Below are 5,459 nucleotides of genomic sequence, written 5' to 3'. Positions count from 1 at the left end.
GGCATCTGGAGGTGCGCGACGTCCTCAAGACGATCGTCGCCTCCGCCCGCGAGCTGCGCCAACGCCCAGTCCGGGAGCCTGACACAGCTCTACAGCGGGGCACTGCCCAGCGGATGGAGCCCGATGCACAAGCAGGGCGCGATCATCCTCGGCAGCGGCGGTGACTGCTGCCAGACCAACACCAACGCCAGCGCGGGCACCTTCTACGAGGGCGCCATGGTCAAGGGCTACCCCTCCGACACCACCGACGCCGCCGTCCAGGCCAACATCACCGCCGTCGGCTACAGCACCACCACCCCCTTCGCCCCGGGCACGAAGGTCTCACTGCAGGCCACCACCTCCTGCTGCACCGGCGACTACCTCCAGCACAACACCAGCGACGACAAGGTCGTGATCGCGCCGGTGACCTCAGCCAGCTCCACCACCGACAAGGGCGACGCCACCTGGATCGTCCGCGCCGGCCTGGCCAACAGCAACTGCGTCTCCTTCGAGTCGGCCAACACCCCCGGCAGCTACCTCAGGCACTACGCCTTCCAGCTCCACCTCCAGCCCAACGCCGGCACCAGCCAGTTCGCCGCCGACGCCACCTTCTGCCCCAAACCGGGCAACAGCGGCGCGGGCTACTCCCTCCAGTCCTTCAACTACCCCGCCAAGTACATCCGCCACTACCGCTTCACCGGCTACATCGCCAGCGACGGCGGCACCAACGCCTGGGACACCACGACGGCATGGGCCCAGGACACCAGCTGGCTCGCCGCCGCCCCCTGGAACTGACAACCAACCAGCCCCCGGTCCGGTAACGGAAACAGCCCATGCCGCACCGGAATCCGGAGACGTCAACGCAGCCCTCACTGTCCGTGCATTCGGACATCGTCCGAAATGCCGGACGGTGAGGGTTCGTCGACGCTCACATCACACCCCATCCCACGAAGGAGTTCCTCATGATCAGACCACCATGGATACGCGGCGTCAGACGCGCGCTGCTGGCGGCCGGTGCCACCGCCGCGCTCGCCGCCGGCCTGCTCACCGCCACGGCCACCACCTCACAGGCCGCCACCCAGCAACCGTGCGACATCTACGCCGCGGGCGGCACCCCCTGCGTCGCCGCACACAGCACCACCCGCGCCCTGTACGCCGCCTACAACGGCCCGCTCTACCAGATCAGGCGCGCCTCCGACAGCACGACCAAGGACATCGGCCCACTGACCGCCGGCGGCGTCGCCGACGCCGCACAACAGGACGCCTTCTGCGCGAACACCAGCTGCGTCATCACCGTCATCTACGACCAGTCCCCCAAGGGCAACAACCTCACCCAGGCACCCGCAGGCGGAGCCGCCAGCGGGCCGGACAACCTCGCCAACGCCTTCGAGGCGCCGGTCACCGTCGGCGGGCACAAGGCATACGGCGTCTATGTCGCCCCCGGCACCGGCTACCGCAACAACAACACCAACGGCATCGCCACCGGCGACCAGCCCGAGGGCATGTACGCCATCTTCAACGGCAAGCACTTCAACGGCGGCTGCTGCTTCGACTACGGCAACGCCGAGACCAACAGCCACGACACCGGCAACGGCCACATGGAGGCCATCTACTTCGGCAACAACAACCACTGGGGCTCCGGCAGCGGCAACGGCCCCTGGATCATGGCCGACCTGGAGAACGGCCTGTTCTCCGGTGTGAACCAGCACCTGAACACGGGCGACCCCACCGTCACCAACCGGTTCCTGACCGCCATCGTCAAGGGCGGCCCGAACCAGTGGGCCATCCGCGGCGGCGACGCCCAGTCGGGCGGCCTGTCCACCTACTACAGCGGCGTGCGCCCCAACGTCTCCGGCTACAACCCGATGCACAAGGAAGGCGCGATCATCCTGGGCATCGGCGGTGACAACAGCAAGGGCGCCCAAGGCACCTTCTACGAAGGCGTCATGACCCAGGGCTACCCCTCGGACGCCACCGAGAACGCCGTCCAGGCCAACATCACCGCCGCCGGCTACAACAGCGGCTCGACCAGCACCGGAACCCTCACCCCCGGCTCCCGGATCTCCCTCCAGGCCACCACCTCTCCCTGCTGCACCTCCCACTACCTCCGCCACAACGACGCCGACACCAAGGTCGTCATCTCCTCCATCAACTCCTCCAGCCCCGCCACCGACAAGGCCGACGCCACCTGGATCGTCCGCGCCGGCCTGGCCAACACCTCCTGCCTGTCCTTCGAGTCCGCCGACAACCCCGGCCAGTTCCTCCACCACTACAACTACGAGCTCTATCTGAACTCCGACAGTGGTGCCGGCAGCTTCGCGAAGGACGCCACCTTCTGCCCCACCGCAGGCAACAGCGGAGTCGGCACCTCCTTCCAGTCCGTCAACTACCCCACCCAGTACATCCGCCACTACGACTACACGGCCTACATCGCCAGCAACGGCGGATCCAACGCCTGGGACTCCACCAAGTCGTGGGCCCAGGACACCAGCTGGCTGACCGCATCTCCCTGGAGCTGACCAGCGACCGGCCTCTCTGAGCGACTCCGGCAAGCACGGCAGCCCCGCACAGGCGGCGGGGGTGCCGTGCTACCCGGTTTCGTTCCTCGGCATGGCCGCGGCCGTGCCACTGTCCATGACCGGCGCGCTGACCATCGGGAGCCCGCCCGCCGGCGCCGCGACGGGCTCCCCGTTCGTCATGTGCTACTTCACCGAGTCACGGAGAGGCCCGGGGACGAACCATGGCCTGCACCTGGCTGCCAGCACCGACGCGCCGCAGTGGATGCCGCTGAACCAGAACAACCCCGTCGCGACCCCTTCATACTGACCAGGCAGGACGGCACCTTCGTCGTCATGGCGACCGACCTGCGCTCCTTCGACAACTACCGCCTGCTGAAACTGCACGACATGGCCACCCACACGTGGACGCCCGAAGCCTCCTGGGACACCTCCCGCGGCCAGTACGCCATCATCCACTCGGCCGTCAACAGCAGCGGCCGCAACATGATCTACGACGTGCCAGACGGCTCCTTGGCCCTGGGCGTGAACGGCGTCAACTACCTGTACTTCAAGGGTCACAACAGCCTCGGCGGTGCGAAGTCCACCTCTCTCGATCCCGGCAGCGTCACCGAATTCACCTCGGGCTTGGCGCCCCAGGGCGGCATCGAGGCCCCGATCCTCGCCCAGGCTTCCGGCGCCTGGTATCTGTGGCGCGACGCCAACGCGGTCTTCTGCGCCTGGCAGCCCAGTGACCTTTCCACCGGCACCTGGACCGCCACCGACCGGCGCGTCCACACCCAGCCGCTGAACTCCAAACACGCCGGCATCCAGCCGATTCCCCAACTTACCGGTACCAGGCACGACGACGGCCGACGGTGTTGACTGGGGGCATGACAGCGACGGAACTGGGACAGGCGCTGCGGCGCTGGCGGGACCGCGTCGCCCCGGACGCGGCGGGACTCTCGGCCGGCGGCCCGCGGCGGGCAGCCGGGCTGCGGCGCGAGGAGCTGGCCCTGCTGGCCGGTATCTCGGTCGACTACGTGACGCGCCTCGAGCAGGGCCGGGCGGCCCATCCGTCCGTGCAGGTGGTCGAGGCGCTGGCCCGGGCGCTGCGGCTCTCCGCCGACGAGCGGGCGTATCTGTTCGGGCTGGCGGGGCTGGTGCCGCCGGGTCCGGACATGGTGCCCGGGTACATCACGCCCAGCGTGCAGCGGCTGCTGGACCGGCTGGCCGGCACTCCGGTGGCGGTCTCCGACGCGGCCATGACCCTGCTGGTGGCCAACCCGATGTACGCGGCGCTGATGGGCGACCCGTCCGAGTTGCGGGGCTTCCAGCGCAACGGCGTGTGGCGGAACTTCCTGAACTGGCCGACCCGGGTGCGGCACACCCCGGAGGAACGCCGCGCCTTCGAGACCGGCATGGTCGCCGAACTGCGCTCCACGGCCGCCCGCTATCCCGGCGACCGTCAACTTCGGCGGCTGATAGCCGAGTTGCGTGCCGGGAGCGAGCGGTTCGCGGAGCTGTGGGACGCGGGGGTCGTCGGCCGGCTGGAGGCATCGCGCAAGACGATCGAGCATCCCCAGGCGGGTCTGCTCACGCTGGACTGCGACCAGCTCCGGATCGAGGAGCAGGACCTGCACATTCTCGTGTACTCGGCCGAGCCGGGCACCGAGGACGCCGAGAAGCTGGCGCTGATCTCGGTGCTCGGCACCCAGAGCCTGTCCGGACGCCAGTGACGCAACTTCTGCTTCATCTCGTCCAGCCTGGCCAGGATCGGGTAGCCGCTGACGCTGAGGGCGTTGCCGTGGCCGGTCTGGCCCCGCGCAGCCCGAACGCCGGCATCTTCGCGATCTGCTCGGCGAGTTCGCGGGTGGCGTTGTCCAGCTCCGCGCGCGGGACGACCCGGTTGACCATGCCCGGACGTGGTCGAGGACCGGATCGAGGGGCCGCCGGCAGGCGCCGACCATGGTCAGGGCCGTGCCGGTGGCGGCGAGGTGGCGGGCGCGCGCCGGGTCGGCGCCGCTGCGGTCGGCCGCGCCGACCAGGACCTGCGCGAAGGTGACCTCGGCGAGGTGCGGAAGGGGATCGAAGACCGGGGTGCGCACGGCGGGTCACCGCGGCGGCGGGAACGACGAAGACGCCCGCGTCGCTGATCACGGCGAGGCGTCCGCCCGGTCGCCGTCGAGTACGTGCCGGGCGGTTCCGTCCAGGATCCAGCCGCCGTCGGCCACCGGGCACTTTGGGGACGGCCTTGTGGACGGTGTCCTGCCACAGCCGTGAGAATGTCATTCTCTACATTGGCAATGAGCAGTCTTTTCCAGATCCCCGACGATGTCCAGACTTGGCGGCACCTGCTTCCCGCTGCAGTGCAGTAATGTTCTCCCATGGCACAGAAGGCGGATCAGCCCGTGAGCACCCCGACCGAGGAACCGGCCTGGAAGCAGCGCGCCGTGGAGCGCTCCACCCAGGCGGCGAAGCGCCGGGCCGAGCAGAGGGTGGAGCGGTTCCTCGACGCGGCCCAGGCGATCACGGCGGAGAAGGGCACGACCGACTTCACCGTGCAGGAGGTCGTCGACCGGTCCAAGCAGTCACTGCGGAGTTTCTACCAGCACTTCGACGGCAAGCACGAGTTGCTGCTCGCGCTGTTCGAGGACGCGATGAGCAAGTCCGCGCAGCAGCTGCGGACCCTGGCCGCCGAGCAGACCGATCCGCTGGAGCGGCTCCGGGTGGTCGTCCAGGAGCTGTTCGAGAGTTCCCGCCCCGACCCGGCCACCCAGCAGCAGCCCCTGTTCACCGACTTCGCGCTGCGCCTGCTGATGTCGCACCCGGCCGAGATGCGGATCGCCAACGCTCCGCTGCTGGCGCTGTTCACCGAGCTGATGCAGGACCTGGAGGACGCGAACCTGCTGCGCTCGGGCTGCAAGCCCAAGCGGGTGGCGGCGCTGACTGAGGAGAACTCCTACAAGTCGCTGGAGGGTGGCC

At 69.1% G+C, this 5,459-nt stretch carries 5 protein-coding genes and 1 pseudogene; all 6 read left to right on the top strand.

Going from position 1 to position 5,459, the window contains the following annotated elements; genetic code table 11:
• The coding region (locus ABZ646_RS38925; RefSeq protein WP_360530145.1) for an AbfB domain-containing protein at nt 1-774 on the top strand (774 nt) is incomplete at its 5' end.
• 167 nt (nt 775-941) lie between these two features.
• Complete coding sequence (locus ABZ646_RS38920; RefSeq protein ID WP_360530142.1) at nt 942-2,498, top strand: alpha-L-arabinofuranosidase B; 1,557 nt, start codon at nt 942-944, stop codon at nt 2,496-2,498.
• Between the two features lie 91 nt (nt 2,499-2,589).
• Nucleotides 2,590-3,320 (top strand): annotated as a pseudogene (locus ABZ646_RS38915) (alpha-L-arabinofuranosidase); the annotation flags it as partial.
• A 47-nt stretch (nt 3,321-3,367) separates the two neighbouring features.
• Nucleotides 3,368-4,213 (top strand): helix-turn-helix transcriptional regulator, encoded by an 846-nt coding sequence (locus ABZ646_RS38910; protein ID WP_360530139.1) that lies wholly within the window; start codon nt 3,368-3,370, stop codon nt 4,211-4,213.
• 186 nt (nt 4,214-4,399) lie between these two features.
• Nucleotides 4,400-4,630 (top strand): hypothetical protein, encoded by a 231-nt coding sequence (locus ABZ646_RS38905; RefSeq protein ID WP_360530136.1) that lies wholly within the window; start codon nt 4,400-4,402, stop codon nt 4,628-4,630.
• A 255-nt stretch (nt 4,631-4,885) separates the two neighbouring features.
• On the top strand, nt 4,886-5,459 hold a 574-nt coding region (locus ABZ646_RS38900), incomplete at its 3' end, for a TetR/AcrR family transcriptional regulator (protein ID WP_360530133.1).

The organism is Streptomyces sp. NPDC007162 (assembly GCF_040634175.1).
In the GTDB taxonomy this organism is placed as follows: Bacteria; Actinomycetota; Actinomycetes; order Streptomycetales; family Streptomycetaceae; genus Streptomyces.
Note: the sequence above shows the minus strand (reverse complement) of the source record. Positions and strands in the feature narration are given on the sequence as shown.

Bases quoted from the DNA above. Each gene is read 5' to 3' on its own strand.
- ABZ646_RS38920 (WP_360530142.1), top strand. From the start codon at position 942: ATGATCAGACCACCATGGATACGCGGCGTCAGACGCGCGCTGCTGGCG.
- ABZ646_RS38910 (WP_360530139.1), top strand. From the start codon at position 3,368: ATGACAGCGACGGAACTGGGACAGGCGCTGCGGCGCTGGCGGGACCGC.